Source organism: Peptoniphilus sp. GNH (assembly GCA_021307325.1).
Taxonomy (GTDB): domain Bacteria; phylum Bacillota; class Clostridia; order Tissierellales; family Peptoniphilaceae; genus KA00134.
In genome coordinates, this window is the sequence record CP089931.1 from 1111107 (window position 1) to 1125888 (window position 14782).

Below are 14782 nucleotides of genomic sequence, written 5' to 3' on the forward strand. Positions count from 1 at the left end.
TGTTTGCAGTTTTATGCAAATGAATTTTTATTTTTTACTAAAGAGAAGGAAGGCTATTATGTTAAGTATAAAAAATCTGAACAAATCCTACGGAAAAAAACAAATCCTCTATGATGTAAATATAGATATCGAAGCTGGTGACATCTACGGATTTATTGGCAAAAATGGTGCTGGCAAGACTACAACTATAAAATGTGTAGTTGGTTTAAATGATTATAAGAAAGGCGAGATTTATGTAAATGGCATAAATATAAAAACAGACCCCTTAAAGGCGAAAAGTGTAATGGCTTATATCCCTGATAACCCCGAACTTTATGAGTTTATGAGGGGAACTGAATATCTAAACTTCATAGCCAATGTCTATGATTTGTCCGAAGAAAAACGCAAGTCCAATATAGAAAAATACTTGAAAATTTTTGATCTCGAAGATGCCATCAAAGATTTTATCTCGTCATATTCTCACGGTATGAAACAAAAGCTTGCTCTTATAGCTGCTCTTATGCATGAGCCCAAACTTCTAATTCTAGATGAGCCTTTTGTCGGTCTAGACCCTACTGCCACTCACTACTTAAAAGAAGAATTTAAGGAGATGGTAAAATCTGGTGCAGCCATATTTTTCTCTACCCATGTTCTGGAAGTGGCTCAAAGCCTTTGCAATAAAATATCCATATTAAAAGACGGAAGGATCATTGCCCAAGGCGATACCAAAGAGGTCACAGAAAAAGCCTCCCTAGAAGACATATTCATGGAGTTGATGAAAAATGAGATTTGACAAACTGATGCTCCTTTTTAAAATGGAGATGAAAAAGGACCTACTTAATGGCACGATAAAAAAGAAAAAAGCTACAAAATTGTGGGGACTAATTCTCGGTTTTATAATCCTGGAATTTTATGTTATCTTAGGCTCTGTTGCAGGATCAAAAAATCCCGATCTCACCATGAAAATTTTTTCTTTTTTGACTGTGCTTATGATTCTTGTGGGCGTATTTATGACAGGTCTTACTAGTCTTTTTGGACAAAGCGAAATCAACATCCTCGTACCTCTTCCTTTTAGCAATAAGGAACTCGTCTGGTCCAAGCTTCTTGGTCTACTTGTTTCTAATTTTATTACCGTACTTACTTTTATGGCATTTCCTATAATTTATATATTTATAGTCAAAGGTCACAATGTAGTCGGAGGAATTTTGGGGCTTGTCACTCTTATATTTTTCCATTGGATTCCCTTGGTTGTAAGTTTTCTAATAGCTACAATTTTTGGAAAATATGTAAAATTCAAATACAAATCCCAACTGCTGTCTGGACTTTTAGGCGTTATTCTTGTCATTGTTTATCTTGGCATTTATGTCTTTAAGAAGGCACTGGCTACGAGTCTACCGCTTCTAATAGAAAAGTTTCAAATTGCTGCAAAAATTTTGACGCCTCAAAATATTTTATTTCAAAAAATTCTTCTTCAGGCTTCATTTGCAAGCTTTTTTATATTTATAGCTATCTCGATTGTCATTGCCGGATTTATCATGACCTATGTCGCAAAAAATTATTTTGCCATCTATGAAAATTTAAAATCGGGCGGATCGAAATCTTCTAAAAAAGAAAGAGCTTACAAGAATAAGGGCTACAAGGCTGAGTCCAAATTTATGGCAAACTACAAAAAGGAATGGAGGCTATATCTTTCTTATCCAGTCTACTTTTCAAACACTATAATCCCCTCTTTCGCAGTTCTTGCTGGTGGCATAGTGATTTGGCTTGTAGATGCTAAGGGCATAGATGCTATGGCTGGTTATAATCTATCTAATATTTTGGCAAATTATGGTATCTTTATAGCTACTTGGCTGGGTTCTTCATCAGCTACGACTTATGCGGCTTTTTCTGTCGAAGGAAAAAATGCTTGGATACCCTACACAGCTCCCTTGTCCACCTTGGACATAGCCCTGCCCAAAATTTTTATGTCCCTTAGCATATCAATCCTTCCTCTTGTAATCTTTATAAGTGGTTTGATAGTAAAGTTTAAGGTGCCATATAAACTACTTCCCTTTTATATCCTCTTGCCTTTATCTTTTATGCTTTTAAATACACTTTTCTCAGCTATTTTGGATTTTAAATTTGCAAAATACGACTGGATAAATGTTACAGAAATTGTCAAGCAAAGATTTGCCATGATCTTATCCCTGCTTGCCACAATAATCCCCGCAGCAATAGGTATTGGCATATACTATTGTACTAAGAGTTTATTTGCAACTATGTTTGGTCTAGCTCTTGTCATCATCTTGGCAGATATAGTATGCTTTTTATATATCAAGAGATATAAAATATACACAAATTGAGGTCTCATATGAAACAAATTTTGATAAAAACTACCTTGGCAAGCCTTGTTTTGAATTTTTTAATAATTTTAATCTTCTACTCAAAGTTACCCGCTCAAATAGCAGTCCACTTTGATGATGCGGGAAATCCTAATGGCTATCTAAGACCAAGTATCTATCTATTAGTCATCCCATTTTTGGCAGGGATTGTAAATATTGCAGCAGTTTATAGACTAAAACGTCTTTTTGCCTTTACAAATACTTATTTCTATTACATCGCACCCCTAATCACCCTTGGCTTACATGCAGTTATTTTATATAGAACTCTAAAATAAGAAAAGACCTCCCAAAGTTGGAGGTCTTTTTTTATGTAATTTTTAAAATTTTTCTATTTATTTTAAACTGATTGTAACATTTTTTTATCCTTCTTGTTTTATAATTAGCCTTATGAAAAAAATATCTTTACTTATAATTTTAACTTTATTTCTATTCGCATGCAAAAAGTTTGAAGCAAAGTTTTCCAATTTAGGAGATGAAGGAGTACAAGGAGAGCTTGAAGAGCTTTTTAAGGCTAATAAAATCGACAATTTTGATGTGATAATTAATAATTTAAAAAATTTTAACTCGACAAATGAAGAGGCTATAGTAAAGGGTTGGGAAGACCTAAAAATGGGTCCAACAGACCCTTATAAGTACAATGAGGACTACTCTGAAAAATCTAGCAAGTTAAATTGTAGAGAGGTCGCAGCTCTTGGTATTTTAAATTCAATAGACATAAAAGAAGCCGATGTAAAAGGATCTTATCTGATGTTTGATAAGGAAGATTTAGAAACTTGTGCAGAGCTAAAAAATGTAAACAAGAGAAAATTTTATGCTCTTTTTAATGAAATAGAAGTGCCAGATACAATAAAAGATCCAAAAGCTGTGAAAGAATATTTACAGGAAGCTTTGGATAAAAAAAATATAGTCTACAAAAATGGCCAAGTAAAATTGATGCTTGCCTACCTTCACGACAAGGATAGCAAGTCCCTATTTGTAGGTCATGCAGGTCTTCTTTTTAAAAAAGGAAAGGACTATTACTTCTTTGAAAAGTTGTCATCCTACGAGCCCTACCAACTTAGCAAGGTGCGGGGCGAAGATGAGGTGGCTGAGCTTTTTTTATCCAGATATGACCTAAACGATGAGCTCGGCAAACCCTATGTGACTGTAAATGGTATTGTAAAATAACAAAACCAAGTCTTTAATGGACTTGGTTTTGTTATTTGTGATATGGATGGTTATTTATAATCCTAAATGCTCTATAAATTTGTTCTACAAGAATCAATCTCATAAGACCATGGGGGAAGGTCATATCTGAAAAAGATATGTCCGAGTTTGCCTTTTGATTTATTTTTTCATGAAGCCCTGTGGAGCCGCCTATTATAAAATCTATGGAGGACTTGCCTCCTAGCTGAATAGCTTTTATTTTTTTGGCAAATTCAACCGAGTTATATTTTTTTCCTCTTATATCTAGGGCCATTACATAAGAATCCTTAGAGAGTTTTTCCAAAATCCTGTCAGCTTCTTTTGCTCTTACCTCTAGTTCTTGCAAAGTGCTGTAATTTTCTGGGCAAGGCTCGTCTGCTACTTCAACCACTTCTAATTCGCTATAAGGAGTCAATCTCTTTTTAAATTCTTCAATTCCGTCTTTTATATATTGGTCTTTTATTTTTCCAACACATATTATTATTATTTTCATAAAATCTCACCTTTTGGAATATATATTCTTACAATTATTTTACCACCTGTCTTACATTTTATGGTATAAATTATCTAGAGGTGAATAATGGCTAGTATTTATACACACAATAGATTCGGCATAGAAATTATTAAGAGTCTAAATGATAATTTAAGGTCAATTGCAAATACTTACAGGGATCTTTTTTTATTTGGAAACCAAGGGCCGGATCTTTACTTTTTCAATGTTTTGGAAGGGATGAAAAAAGACGCCCCCGGCACCTATATTCATGATAGACCGGGTAAAGATTTTATAGCAAAGAATAAAAATTTATTAAAAGACAAGGGTCTTGATTCTCCATACGGAGCTTATATGATGGGTTCTATCTGCCATTTTATTTTGGATTCTCACATCCATCCTTATGTCAACGCCCTTATAAAGGGTGATTACTCCCATCTTGATATAGAATCAGAACTGGATAGGTACTATATGCTAAAAGATGGTCTTGATCCTTTTAAATTCGATCTGGACAAGCTTTTACCTGCAAACTCTTTGGCAAAATATGTCTTTTCCTTTTACGATGGCTATCCCCATGTGACTTTGAAGTCTACAGAAAAAGCAATCGCCAATTTTAAAAGAATAAAAAGAATTTTTAAGCCAACAAGCCTTGCAAAGGAAAAATTCTTTCTGACTTTACTTAAACTTGCTGGCCTTAGTATGTTTAATGGTCAAGTTTTAAGACAAGTCCCCTTTGAAGAAGCTAGTAATAGCAATGAGATTTTGACAAAAATATTTGACAATACACTCTTAGAAGCACCATCACTTTTAAAAAATGCTCTGGACTTTATCTTCCATGACAAGACCTTGGATGATAAGTTCAATTTAAATTATAACGGAGTTAAAATATGAAAGAAAAATTGACCTCACTTGAAAAAAAGTGGATTATGTACGATGTAGGTAATTCCGCCTTTATACTTTTAGCTACCACAGTTATCCCCATAGTCTTTAAAGCCTTGGCAAAGGGGAAACTTTCCGACTCCACTTATCTTGCCTACTGGGGTTATGCTGTTAGTATATCCACTATAATCGTTGCCCTACTTGGTCCTAGTCTGGGTTCCATAGCCGATAGACGTAAAAAGAAAAAGGCAATTTTTTCCGTCTTTGTCTTTCTCGGTCTTTTGGGTTGCTTTTTGCTTCCATTTTCAAAGTCTTGGTTACTTTTCTTGGGACTTTATGTGCTTGCCAAGGTAGGCTTCAATGGCTCACTCGTCTTTTATGACTCCATGCTTACCGATATAACTTCAGAAGATAGGATGGACAAGGTTTCTTCTCTGGGATATGCCTGGGGCTATATAGGATCTTGTATTCCCTTTGTGATCTCCATAGCCGCTTTAAGTCTCTTCCCAAAATTTGGACTAAAGCTTTCCTATGCAATAGTATTTTCCTTTCTTCTTACTGGAATCTGGTGGCTTATTTTTACTATGCCCCTTTTCAAATCTTATGAGCAAAAGTATTTTGAAGAAAGCGTCCACATAAATGTCTTTAAAAATCTAAAAAGCACAATAAAAGAGATCCTACTTAACAAACAAATTTTATATTTTCTCATCTCCTTCTTTTTCTATATAGACGGAGTCTACACAATTATAAACATGGCAACAGCTTACGGTTCCTCCCTTGGTCTGTCCTCAAACGGACTTATGATTGCGCTTTTAGTTACACAACTGGTAGCCTTTCCCTGTGCAATCTTTTTCGGTAGGATTTCCAAGCGCAAAAAGACCTCATCTCTTTTGAAGATATGTATCCTTGCCTATACCTTAATTGCGCTTTATGCCATTCAGCTGGATAAATTATATGAATTTTGGGTGTTGGCAGTCGGTGTCGGCATGTTTCAAGGTGCCATCCAAGCCCTTTCAAGATCTTATTATGCTAAGATTATTCCAAAGGAGAAATCTGGCGAATACTTCGGTATTATGGATATCTTTGGCAAGGGAGCATCTGTTATCGGCACTCTTCTTGTAAGTCTTATATCGCATCTCACAGGAGATCAAAACAAGGGCATCTTTGCCATAGCTGCCCTTTTTATCTTTGGCTATATAAGTTTTTGTTATGCAGCTAAAGAAAATAAGGAAATATAAAAAATACCCTCTTTACTAGTTTATCCAGTAAGGAGGGTGTTTTTATACATTTAATTTTATTTTTGATTCGTAAATATGTCGCCCCTATTTTCTTTTTTAGATTTTTTTGATGCATTTTCATCTTCAAGTCTTGCATCTATAAGACCCATCTGTTCTATCGCCCTATCTAGTCCTTTGGCTATGGCATCTAGGGTCTTTAGAAAGTTTTCTTTGCCTCTTCCAAAATCATAAGATCTCACTGTTAGTGGTTTAGAAGTTTTTAAATAGTCTTCCGCCGGTATATAAAAGTCTGGTCTTATGCCCGTTATTAGAAAATTTTTAGGCCCAGTGCTTTTCTTTATGCTTTTTTTGAAATTATTAGCTTCTCTTTCTAAAAATTCAATCGATGTTTTCACTTGACCATGAAAGTTGTTAGCTTGTAATTTTTTTTCTATTTGATCCTTTATAAGCACAAGATTAGAAGACAAAAGATAGACCTTGTCGTAGGCATCCATATCAAAACTAAAGAGGTCTTCTAAGATTTTATCTATTATATTTCCTTGAAAAATGCCATCTTCTACTGCATTTGCCAAAAGAGTCGCATCAAGCAAGTCATCTTTTTTTATAATAAGTCCCTTGTAAGATAATCTGTCTTTGAAATTTCTGCTAGATAAATACAAATTTTTGCCAGACTTAGCATCTTCTATAAAAGACTCTATGCCAAGAGTCACTTCATCTAAAATCCCATAAGCTTGAAATGCCAAATCAAAATCAGAAATCAAAACTTGCTTATAAGAAGCTTTAAAAAGTTCATCCCACCTCGCAAGCAAAAAATCTAGATCCTTATAGTTTCCAAATCTGGAGCCTTCATTATCCACATAAAAATCAAAATATTCATTTATATTTTCTCTTACAAATTTTTCATTTGCCAAGATTCCAAGAGAGGAATCTAAAATCGCAATTTTATTATTTTTCATATCTCATCTATTGTCCTTGTCTTGAAGACAAGCTTATAATCCCTTTTCAGATCCGTGTAGGCTGCATTTAAGCTCACTTCATCTTCATATATTCCAAACACTGTGGGCCCAGACCCTGACAAGAGGCTTATTCCTTTATAAGCCCTCATTCTCTCCTTTATCTGTGACAAATCCGGGTGCATCCTCAATACATAAGTTTCCAAATCATTTGCCATTGATTCTTTTAGAAGTTTAAAATCTCTATTTAAAAGGGCCTTTTCCAAATCATCCATGCGGCTTTTCTCAAATACACCTTCTAAATTTTCATAGGCACTTTTAGTGGAGACCTCATATCCCGGATTTAATAAAAGGATATTAAAGTTTGGGTTTTTTAATTTTTTAAGCCTTTCTCCTATGCCACCTGCCCTATAAGTTCCTGTGTAAATACAAAAAGGCAAATCTGCTCCAATTCCTTTTAAGATATCTGCCATATCAGATTTAGAAAGTTCAAGGCCATACATTTCATTTAGCCCTCTTATTGCCATAGCTGCATCGCTGCTGCCCCCGGCAAGACCAGCTGCCATAGGAATCTTTTTATTTATCTTTATTCTCACACCAAGATTTTTATTTAATTTAAGGCAAACTTTTTTCCAGGCCTTGTAAATTAAGTTGTCCTCAAGAGATAAGTTATCCATACCACTTAGCTCAATGTCAGCATCTTTTTTCTCTAGCCAAAGCTCGTCATACAGGTCCAAGGATTGCATAATTGTGTCTATGTTGTGGTAGCCATCCGATCTCTTATTTACAATTTTCAAGCCAAAGTTTACCTTGGCAGGAGCAAAAATTTTCATACAATCACCTAAGTAGATTATATATAATAAATCGCAATAAAAAAAGAAGGCTTAGCCTTCTTATATTTATGCTTCTTCTTTATGCTTCTTCTAAAATTGTCAACACTACTGTATGGGTCAGCACATCTGAGTAAGTGAAAGAGGTCTTTCTCGGTCTTTCTTCTCTGCTTTCTACATTCACTACAAAAAGTGACGGATAAACTGCTTCCAGCACACCCCTTTTTGTAATAATTTTCTTCCTTCCCTTGTCAGCCTTTATAATGACTCTCTTTCCAAGGTTATCCCTTAGCTCACGTCTTATAGCTTCCACCTGATTCACAGAATCACCCTTCCTACCATGAGATTTATATTTATTATAGCACAAGTAGGAAAATTTTGCAAAAACGCACAATATTTTAAGGTATATTCAAAATGTTGTCAATAGAATTTTTGCAAAATATTGAGAATTTAATTAAATCGTCATAAAATTCGCCCTCATAGAATTTTAAACTATGAGTTTTTTAAGTCATAATTTAAAAGTCACATAAGGGGTATGCTCATACAATATATCAAGAGAAAACACTCGATGGCAATAAAATAATTTTCATATTTCTCAGGGTTTTTGCTGAAAAAAAGTCTTTTTATAGTATTTGTTGCCATCCAAATAAAAATCGCAATCCAGACCTTTTCTTTGTATAGAAATTCCATCTTTAGGTTCATTAAATATATGCCCAAACTTATAAGAGCACAAATCGCAAAGGCATTTGATATGTAGGATAGGATCTTGTTTTTATATTTTTTTGAAAAATCATCTACCAGTGTTCCCAAAATTAGAAAAAATGCCATTATTAAGTAGACATAGCCATAAATATTTGCCATATAAACTCCTTTTTATTTTATATTGCTATGATAGCATATGTGACTATTGGTTACTATTTAAACTTTCATCCACTTTTAGCATCCCAAATATGACTTATAATTTTTTAAAATTTTTAGCATTTAAAAAGGCCCTCAAGAGAAGATTTTAGTCCATGCTTTTACTTTAAAATCTATCTGCTTGCGAGCCTTTTATCTTATATTTTCTTATTTTATGTTTTTATCTTACAAGATCAGTCTAAAGATAAGTGTCCTATGTCTTTTCTGTAAAAAAGATTTTCGCATTTTATCTTTTCTATGTCCTTGTAGGCCTTGGCTCTAGCTTCTTCTAAACTGTTGCCTTCTGCGCAGACTATAAGCACTCTGCCACCATTTGTTAATAATTTTGAATCTCTTATTTTTGTTCCCATGTGAAAAACTTTTGATTCTACTTGATCAAGACCTGAAATTTCAAAACCCTTGGCATAAGACTCTGGATATCCCTTAGATGCCATGACTACACCTATATAAGATTTATCATCCCATTGCAAATCAAAGTCTTCTCCATCTATTACCTTGTTTGCTAAATCATAAAGACTTGATTTAAGTGATAACAATAAAACTTCTGTTTCAGGATCTCCAAAGCGAACATTGTATTCTATTGTCTTGATTCCATCTTTAGTCTTCATAAGTCCGGCAAAAAGCACACCCTTGAAGGGTCTTTTTTCTTTTATCATGGCCTTGGCTGTGGGTCTTATAATATTTTCAATCGCCTCGTCTATATCTTTTTTGCTTATGTGCTTAATTGGCATATAAGCTCCCATGCCACCAGTATTTAAGCCTTTGTCATTGTCGTAGGCCCTTTTGTGGTCTTGCACAATCTTCATCGGGGCAATTTTTTCTCCTGATACAAATGCCAAAAGTGAAAACTCTTCCCCTTCTAAAAATTCTTCTATCACGACCTTGGAACCAGCCTCGTCAAATTTTTTATCAAGCATAATCTCTTTTAAAGCAAGCTTTGCCTCATCAAGATTATTTGAAATCAAAACGCCTTTGCCTGCAGCTATGCCATCAGCCTTTATGACTGTTGGAAAGGATGTATTTTCCACATATGAAAGAGCCTTCTTGTAGTCTGTAAAAGTTTCGTATTTTGCAGTAGGTATATTGTATTTTTTCATAAAATCTTTTGCAAAAGACTTACTCGCTTCTAATATGGCAGCATTTTTTCTCGCTCCGAAAGCCCTTATGCCATTTTCTTCTAAAAGGTCTACTATGCCATCTACTAGATAGGCTTCAGGGCCAACAAAAACAAGGTCAATTTTCTCTTCTTTGCAAAAATTTACAATTTCATTTTTTTCTAAATTGACACATTTTCCAAAACTAGCAAGGCCGGGATTTTCACCGAGCATAAATATTTCATGGCCTTCTCTATATAACTTATCTGCAATGGCATGCTCTCTCCCACCATTGCCTAAAACTAAAACCCTACCCATTAGTGTTTAAAATGGCGCATGCCTGTAAATACCATGGCGATGTTGTGACGGTTGCACGCATCTATTGACTCTTGATCTCTAATTGAGCCACCAGGTTGGATTACACTCGATATTTTGTACTTGCTTGCAAGCTCAACACTGTCAGAATATGGGAAGAAAGCATCAGATGCAAGCACTGCTCCCTCGGCCTTGGCACCCGCTTGTTCGAAGGCAATCTTACATGAACCGACCCTGTTCATTTGTCCTGCCCCCACTCCTAGAGTTTGGCCATTTTTAACTACAACAACAGCGTTTGATTTGATGTGCTTTACTATCTTGTAACCAAATTCCATATCCTTTATTTCTGCCTCGTTTGGTTTTTTTTCGGTTATTACTTCAAACTTGTCGTACAATTTGTCATCATAATCTTGTACCAGAATGCCACCTCTTACAGATTTTATAAGCAGGGGTTCTTTGTCTATTTTTTTAGGTATTTTATATATTCTTAGATTTTTCTTTTCTTTTAAAATTTCTAGAGCCTCTTCTTCATAGTCTTCTGCCAAAATAATTTCAAGGAAAATTTCGTGCATTTTTTCAGCAGTTTTTTTGTCTATCTTGCCATTTATTGCAACTATGCCGCCAAAAATTGAAACTGGATCTGCTTCATAGGCTCTAGTATAGGCTTCGTAGACATCTTTCCCAAGGGCAACTCCACAAGGATTCATATGCTTTAGAGCTACGCAAACTGTTTGATCGAATTCTTGAAGGATATCAAGAGCTGCCGATGCATCTTGGATGTTATTATAGGACATCTTTTTGCCATGAAGTTGGATGGCATCTTGCATTGCATAAGAAACTTTTTCGTCTGAAATATAGTGTCTTGCTTTTTGGTGTGGGTTTTCGCCATATCTCAATTCATCTTTTAATTTGAAATGTAGACTTAAATCTGTATCTTCTATGCCTATTTTTTTCTCAAAATACTTGGCAATCATAGCGTCATATTCAGAAGTTTTTTTGAATACTTTAAAAGCTAGTCTTTGTCTTGTTTCAAGCGAAGTGTCCTTATTTTCTCTAAGCTCTTTAAGGACTTTTTCATAATCCTTTATATCTGTTACTACTGTTACAAATTTATAATTTTTTGCAGCTGACCTTAGCATAGACGGACCGCCGATATCTATATTTTCTATAATTTCCTCATCGCTAACACCAGCTTTTTTTAGAGTTTCAAAAAATGGATATAAGTTTACGCAAATCAAATCAATGTAGTCTATGTTATTGTCTTTTAATTCTTTTTGGTGACTTTTTTGATCTCTTTTAGCTAAAAGCCCACCATGCACCTTGGGATGTAGAGTTTTTACTCTGCCTTCTAGTATTTCAGAAAATCCTGTGTAATCTGCTATGTCCATGCAGGCTATGCCTTTATCCTTCAAATATTTCAAGGTGCCACCCGTAGATATGATTTCAAATCCGTTTTCTATAAGTCCTCTTGCAAACTCATCTACTCCCGTCTTGTCGCTCACACTTATTAAAGCCTTTCTCATAATTCCTCCCTCAAAATTTTCGCTGCAGTCTTTGTATATAATTTGTGCTCCAGCTTGTGAATCTCTTCTGTCACTTCATCCAAGGATTTGTCATAATCAACCCTTAGCTTGTCCTGAATTATTATCTTGCCCCCATCAACTTCTTCATTTACAAAATGTATGCTCACTCCAATGTATTCTTCCCCTGCCTCATAGGCTCTTTTTATAGAATCCTTGCCCTTATAAAGAGGCAGCAGAGAAGGGTGGATATTAATGACTTTTCCAGAAAAATTTTCCAAAAAATAAGGAGATAAAATCCTCATATAGCCAGCCAAAAAAATGTAATCCACATCTACTAGATGATCTAAAAATTCTTTCTCATAGTCTTCTTTTGAAGCATAGTCCTTAGGATTTAGAGTAAACACATTTATGTTTCTTTTCTTCGCCCTTTCTATGACCTTAGCCTTAGGATTGTCACAGATTAAAATTTTTATCTCTGCTAATTTTCTAATCTCTTTATCATCGGCTAGAGCCTCGAAGTTTGTCCCATTACCGCTTGCAAATACGGCTATATTTTTCATACAAGACTTATCCTTTCTCCATCCACAACTTCTCCCAATAAAAAGCTATCAGATATTAAGTCTAAAACTTTTTGCTCATCCTCTTTTTCTACTATGATTGCAAGTCCAACTCCCATATTAAAAACTTGATACATTTCTAAATCTGGTATTTGTCCCTTTTCTTGAATGAATCTAAAAATAGATGGTACTTGGTAGGAGTCCTTATAGATTTTCATTCCAAGACCTTTTTTGAGGGCCCGAGGTAAATTTTCAAAAAATCCTCCACCTGTTATATGGGAAATGCCAGATATTTTGACATTTTCTAGAAGTGTCAGGACTTCTTTTGCATAAATTCTTGTAGGTTTCAAAAGGGCCTCTCCAATGGTAGTGTCCTCAAACTTATCATCAAGAGAAATGTTATTGTCTTTTATAACTTTTCTTATAAGAGAAAATCCATTTGAATGAAAACCTGTTGAGGGTAGGCCTATTACAACTTGCCCCGCTCTTGTATTTTTAGTGTCTATTAGCAGTTCCTTTTCCTGCGCTCCAACAGCAAAGCCTGCTATGTCATATTCTCCCTCTTTATAAAAGCCCGGCATCTCTGCAGTTTCTCCTCCTATCAAAGAAGCTCCAGCTTGTCTGCAACCATCGGCTACGCCTTTAACTATTTCTTCTATTTGCTCGGGATTATTTTTGCCGACAGCTATATAGTCTAAAAAGAAAAGTGGAATCGCCCCTTGAGCCAAGATGTCATTTACACACATTGCCACAACATCAATGCCAACTGTATCGTGCTTGTCCATTTCAAATGCAAGTTTTAGTTTTGTTCCAACTCCATCTGTACCGCTTACAAGAACTGGATTTTTGAAATTGTAGGCTCCCAAATCAAAGGCCCCTCCAAAGCTACCTATCATATCCATCATGCCCTTGTTTCTTGTAGTGTTCACATGTTTTTTGATTCTTTCAACAACTTCATATCCCTTGTTAAGGCTCACACCAGCTTCTTTATATTTTTCGCTCATTTATACCTCTCCAGATTTAAAATATTTTTTTGTATTTCAGTAATGTTTTCAAAAAATTCTTCTTCATAACTTCCCAAACCATCTTCATACTTGCCATTAAATATATCCAAGGATATGCCCTTGTTTTCGCTGTCAAAATTAAAACCTACAGACTTTTTAAGCCCCTCTATACTTATAAATTCTAGTGAATCTGCTCCTATTTCTTTTCTGATTTCTTCCTTGCTCATATTGGCTGCTATAAGTTCATCGGAGTTTGATATGTCTATGCCCGAATATGAAGGGAAAATTATAAGAGGGGAGCCTATCCTAATATGAATTTCCTTGGCTCCAGCCTTTCTTAAAATTTTTATAATTCTTTTTGATGTTGTTCCCCTTACTATGGAATCATCTAATAAGACAAGTCTCTTTCCTCTTACTACATCTGGAAGAGCTGATAGTTTCATCTTTACGCCCATATCCCTCAAATCTTTTGTTGGTTGAATAAAGGTTCTGGCTATATATTGATTTTTTATAAGACCCATTTCATAAGGAAGTCCTATTTCTTCTGCATAACCACTGGCAAGAGATAGGGATGAGTTTGGAACACCAACTACTATATCCGCATCCACCGGGTATTCTTGAGCCAAAATTCTGCCTGAATTTTTTCTGACTTTGTGGACATTTCTTCCTAGAATTGTGGAGTCAGGTCTTGCAAAGTAAATAAATTCCATACTCTCTATTGCTATGTTTTGTGCTTCTGTAAATTGAGTCTTTTTATATCCGCTATCATCTACCTTGACAAGTTCACCTGCTGATATATCTTCTAAAAATTTTGCCTCTATTACATTGAGGGCACAAGACTCCGAAGCCATACATATAGAATCTCCAAGTTCTCCTATGACAAGAGGTCTTCTAGCGTGCTTGTCAACTGCTCCGTAAAGAGCATCTTGGGTCAAAATCATGACAGAAAATGAACCTTGCAACTTAGATAAAGCATCCTTTATTTTATCTTCAAAAGTTTCTTTATTGCTTCTCCTAATAAGGTGAATTATTATTTCGGCATGTGATGCTGAATGAAAGACTGCTCCATCATTTTCAAGTTCCTCTCTTAACCATTTTCCATTGGTCAAATTCCCATTCATAGTTATGCCGATATGACCATCGTGAAATTTATAAAGTAGGGGTTCAATATTTTGAACATTGCTTGAATTATTGCTTGAATACCAAAGAGCTCCTATGGCAGCCTTACCTTCAAGTTTTTTTAATCTTTCATCATCTTTGAAAACTTCTGCTAAAAGCCCGTTGTTTCTATAACCTCTTAACCTTAGTCCATTACTTGACACAATCCCTGCTCCTTGTTGTCCCCTGTGTTGCAAGGAGTGCAGAGCATAAAATGTTATATTCGACGCATTTTCATAATTCCAAATTCCAAACATAAGTACTCCAATCTATTGTCA

Annotated in this window: 16 protein-coding genes; 6 read left to right on the top strand and 10 right to left on the bottom strand. The window is 35.0% G+C overall.

What is annotated here, in order from left to right; all coding sequences use genetic code 11:
* The first annotated feature begins 58 nt into the window (after positions 1–58).
* The 4 genes from LV469_05460 (at position 59) to LV469_05475 (ending at position 3527) form a co-directional block, all read left to right on the top strand.
* Positions 59–772: an ABC transporter ATP-binding protein gene (locus tag LV469_05460; protein ID UHR02095.1), complete on the top strand. Its 714-nt coding sequence runs from the start codon at positions 59–61 to the stop codon at positions 770–772.
* Positions 762–2321 carry a hypothetical protein gene (locus tag LV469_05465; protein UHR02096.1) on the top strand — a complete coding sequence of 520 codons (1560 nt, stop codon included), beginning with the start codon at positions 762–764 and terminating at the stop codon, positions 2319–2321. The genes LV469_05460 and LV469_05465 overlap by 11 nt, the downstream gene beginning before the upstream one ends.
* An 8-nt stretch (positions 2322–2329) precedes the next feature.
* On the top strand, positions 2330–2635 hold the full coding sequence (locus LV469_05470; GenBank protein ID UHR02097.1) for a DUF1648 domain-containing protein: 306 nt from the start codon (positions 2330–2332) through the stop codon (positions 2633–2635).
* A 112-nt stretch (positions 2636–2747) separates the two neighbouring features.
* Entirely contained in the window at positions 2748–3527 is a 780-nt protein-coding gene (locus tag LV469_05475) for a DUF4300 family protein (GenBank protein ID UHR02098.1), read from the top strand.
* Between the two features lie 31 nt (positions 3528–3558).
* Here the strand turns inward: LV469_05475 and rlmH are convergent, their stop codons facing one another.
* Entirely contained in the window at positions 3559–4038 is a 480-nt protein-coding gene (gene rlmH / locus LV469_05480; GenBank protein ID UHR02099.1) for a 23S rRNA (pseudouridine(1915)-N(3))-methyltransferase RlmH, read from the bottom strand.
* A gap of 87 nt (positions 4039–4125) precedes the next feature.
* Between rlmH and LV469_05485 the strand changes: the two genes are divergently transcribed.
* Positions 4126–4926, top strand: a complete 801-nt coding sequence (locus LV469_05485; protein UHR02100.1) for a zinc dependent phospholipase C family protein — start codon at positions 4126–4128, stop codon at positions 4924–4926.
* Entirely contained in the window at positions 4923–6152 is a 1230-nt protein-coding gene (locus tag LV469_05490; GenBank protein ID UHR02101.1) for an MFS transporter, read from the top strand. Before LV469_05485 ends, LV469_05490 begins: the two co-directional genes overlap by 4 nt.
* 56 nt (positions 6153–6208) lie before the next feature.
* Here LV469_05490 and LV469_05495 read toward each other — a convergent pair whose 3' ends face one another.
* The 9 genes from LV469_05495 to purF all read right to left on the bottom strand — a co-directional run bounded on the left by LV469_05495 (position 6209) and on the right by purF (position 14761).
* Positions 6209–7108, bottom strand: coding sequence for a hypothetical protein (locus LV469_05495; protein ID UHR02102.1), 900 nt, complete (start codon positions 7106–7108; stop codon positions 6209–6211).
* A complete protein-coding gene (gene ispE, locus LV469_05500) occupies positions 7105–7938 on the bottom strand; it encodes a 4-(cytidine 5'-diphospho)-2-C-methyl-D-erythritol kinase (GenBank protein ID UHR02103.1) in 834 nt (277 codons plus the stop codon). Before ispE ends, LV469_05495 begins: the two co-directional genes overlap by 4 nt.
* A gap of 79 nt (positions 7939–8017) precedes the next feature.
* Positions 8018–8257, bottom strand: a complete 240-nt coding sequence (locus tag LV469_05505) for a Veg family protein (GenBank protein ID UHR02104.1) — start codon at positions 8255–8257, stop codon at positions 8018–8020.
* A 200-nt stretch (positions 8258–8457) separates the two neighbouring features.
* Entirely contained in the window at positions 8458–8796 is a 339-nt protein-coding gene (locus LV469_05510) for a hypothetical protein (protein UHR02105.1), read from the bottom strand.
* 230 nt (positions 8797–9026) lie between these two features.
* Positions 9027–10265 (bottom strand): phosphoribosylamine--glycine ligase, encoded by a 1239-nt coding sequence (purD, locus tag LV469_05515; GenBank protein UHR02106.1) that lies wholly within the window; start codon positions 10263–10265, stop codon positions 9027–9029.
* Complete coding sequence (purH, locus tag LV469_05520; GenBank protein UHR02107.1) at positions 10265–11785, bottom strand: bifunctional phosphoribosylaminoimidazolecarboxamide formyltransferase/IMP cyclohydrolase; 1521 nt, start codon at positions 11783–11785, stop codon at positions 10265–10267. Before purH ends, purD begins: the two co-directional genes overlap by 1 nt.
* Positions 11782–12345, bottom strand: a complete 564-nt coding sequence (gene purN, locus LV469_05525; protein ID UHR02108.1) for a phosphoribosylglycinamide formyltransferase — start codon at positions 12343–12345, stop codon at positions 11782–11784. Before purN ends, purH begins: the two co-directional genes overlap by 4 nt.
* Positions 12342–13346: a phosphoribosylformylglycinamidine cyclo-ligase gene (gene purM / locus LV469_05530; protein ID UHR02109.1), complete on the bottom strand. Its 1005-nt coding sequence runs from the start codon at positions 13344–13346 to the stop codon at positions 12342–12344. The genes purN and purM overlap by 4 nt, the downstream gene beginning before the upstream one ends.
* Entirely contained in the window at positions 13343–14761 is a 1419-nt protein-coding gene (gene purF, locus LV469_05535; GenBank protein UHR02110.1) for an amidophosphoribosyltransferase, read from the bottom strand. Before purF ends, purM begins: the two co-directional genes overlap by 4 nt.
* Between the last annotated feature and the right edge of the window lie 21 nt (positions 14762–14782).

Bases quoted from the DNA above. Each gene is read 5' to 3' on its own strand.
- purN (UHR02108.1), bottom strand. From the start codon at position 12,345: ATGAAAAATATAGCCGTATTTGCAAGCGGTAATGGGACAAACTTCGAG.
- rlmH (UHR02099.1), bottom strand. From the start codon at position 4,038: ATGAAAATAATAATAATATGTGTTGGAAAAATAAAAGACCAATATATA.
- purM (UHR02109.1), bottom strand. From the start codon at position 13,346: ATGAGCGAAAAATATAAAGAAGCTGGTGTGAGCCTTAACAAGGGATAT.
- LV469_05490 (UHR02101.1), top strand. From the start codon at position 4,923: ATGAAAGAAAAATTGACCTCACTTGAAAAAAAGTGGATTATGTACGAT.
- LV469_05465 (UHR02096.1), top strand. From the start codon at position 762: ATGAGATTTGACAAACTGATGCTCCTTTTTAAAATGGAGATGAAAAAG.
- purH (UHR02107.1), bottom strand. From the start codon at position 11,785: ATGAGAAAGGCTTTAATAAGTGTGAGCGACAAGACGGGAGTAGATGAG.
- LV469_05485 (UHR02100.1), top strand. From the start codon at position 4,126: ATGGCTAGTATTTATACACACAATAGATTCGGCATAGAAATTATTAAG.
- LV469_05475 (UHR02098.1), top strand. From the start codon at position 2,748: ATGAAAAAAATATCTTTACTTATAATTTTAACTTTATTTCTATTCGCA.
- LV469_05470 (UHR02097.1), top strand. From the start codon at position 2,330: ATGAAACAAATTTTGATAAAAACTACCTTGGCAAGCCTTGTTTTGAAT.
- ispE (UHR02103.1), bottom strand. From the start codon at position 7,938: ATGAAAATTTTTGCTCCTGCCAAGGTAAACTTTGGCTTGAAAATTGTA.
- LV469_05510 (UHR02105.1), bottom strand. From the start codon at position 8,796: ATGGCAAATATTTATGGCTATGTCTACTTAATAATGGCATTTTTTCTA.
- LV469_05495 (UHR02102.1), bottom strand. From the start codon at position 7,108: ATGAAAAATAATAAAATTGCGATTTTAGATTCCTCTCTTGGAATCTTG.
- LV469_05460 (UHR02095.1), top strand. From the start codon at position 59: ATGTTAAGTATAAAAAATCTGAACAAATCCTACGGAAAAAAACAAATC.
- purD (UHR02106.1), bottom strand. From the start codon at position 10,265: ATGGGTAGGGTTTTAGTTTTAGGCAATGGTGGGAGAGAGCATGCCATT.
- purF (UHR02110.1), bottom strand. From the start codon at position 14,761: ATGTTTGGAATTTGGAATTATGAAAATGCGTCGAATATAACATTTTAT.